Origin of the sequence: Pseudomonas sp. C6002 (assembly GCF_013385805.1) — a bacterium.
Classification (GTDB): domain Bacteria; phylum Pseudomonadota; class Gammaproteobacteria; order Pseudomonadales; family Pseudomonadaceae; genus Aquipseudomonas.
The window spans coordinates 1-1,506 of the sequence record NZ_JACAPH010000050.1 but is presented as its reverse complement, the minus strand read 5'-3'; the positions used below and the strand labels follow the sequence as shown (position 1 = coordinate 1,506).

The window sequence follows — 1,506 nt, the reverse complement described above, 5'->3', positions numbered from 1 at the left end:
ACAGCAAATCGCAACCGTCTGGGAAGACGTGCTGAAACTGGAGCGGGTTGGTCTCACCGACAACTTCTTCGAACTGGGTGGCCATTCATTGCTGGCTACGCAGATGGTGTCGCGCATCCGCCAACACCTCGGCATGAACCTGCAACTGCGCAAGCTGTTCGAAAATGCCAGCCTCAAGGCTTGCGTGGCTGCGCTTGAGCCAATCCAGGCGGCGATGCCTGCGCGCATTCCAAGGGTGCCGCGTGATCAACCGTTGCCCCTGTCCTACGCCCAGCAACGCCAGTGGTTCCTTTGGCAAATGGAACCCTCCAGTGCGGCGTACCACATCCCTGCGGCGCTACGGATTCATGGCCACCTGGATTTGAAGGCGTTGCAACGCAGCTTAAGCGCACTGGTGCAGCGTCACGAGAGTTTGCGCACGACCTTTGTCCAGAAGGACGAGCGTGCGTTCCAGGTTATCCATGCCGAGTCCGGTCCGCTGCTGACGCCGCAGTTTCTCGACCTGACCTCGGCCAACCAGGCCGAGCAGATCCAGGCGTTTGTTCGCGATCAGATCAGCCGGCCGTTCGACCTGCAGAACGGTCCGCTGCTGCGGGTCGGGCTGCTGCAGGTGGCCGCCGATGAACAGGTGCTGGTGCTGACCCAGCATCACATCGTCTCCGATGGCTGGTCGATGCAAGTGCTGGTGCAGGAACTGATTGAGCGTTATGCCGCCTATAGCCAGGGTGGATCGGTTGAACCGGTGGAGTTACCGATCCAGTATGCCGATTACGCGGTGTGGCAACGCCAATGGATGGACGCCGGTGAGCGTGAGCGGCAGCTGGCTTACTGGACCAACGTCCTCGGCGCTGAACAGCCATTGCTGGAGCTGCCTGCGGACCGTCCGCGACCGGCACGCCAGAGCTTTGCCGGCGCCCGTCTGGCCGTCCAGTTACCGCAGGCATTGGGCCAACAGCTGCGGCAACTGGCGCTGGGTGAAGGTTGCAGCCTGTTCATGCTGTTGCTGGCTTCGTTCCAGGGCCTGCTGCACCGTTACAGCGGCCAGTCGGACATCCGCGTGGGCGTACCGATTGCCAACCGCAACCGGGTCGAGACCGAAGGCCTGATCGGGTTCTTCGTCAATACCCAGGTGCTCAAGGCTGAAGTCGATCCGCAGCAGCGTTTCAGCGAACTGCTGCAACAGGTCAAGACGGCGGCACTGGGCGCCGAGGCGCATCAGGACCTACCGTTCGAGCAATTGGTCGAAGCCTTGCGCCCTGAGCGCAACCTGAGCCATAGCCCGTTGTTCCAGGTGTTGTACAACCACCAGAGCGCCGGCCGCCAAGCCATCCCGCAACTGCCGGGGCTGGTGATCAAGGCCCAGGAGTGGGAAAGCCGTACCGCCCAGTTCGACTTGACCCTCGACACCCTGGACGCCGACGGCGAGCTCAGTGCAACCCTCACTTACGCCACCGACCTGTTCGACGCAAGCACTGCACAGCGTATGGCCGCTCACTGGCTGAACTT

At 62.1% G+C, this 1,506-nt stretch carries 1 protein-coding gene; it reads left to right on the top strand.

Annotated elements, in window-relative coordinates:
- Positions 1-1,506: condensation domain-containing protein (locus tag HX817_RS30675; protein WP_256348853.1), on the top strand; the 1,506-nt coding region annotated here is incomplete at both ends.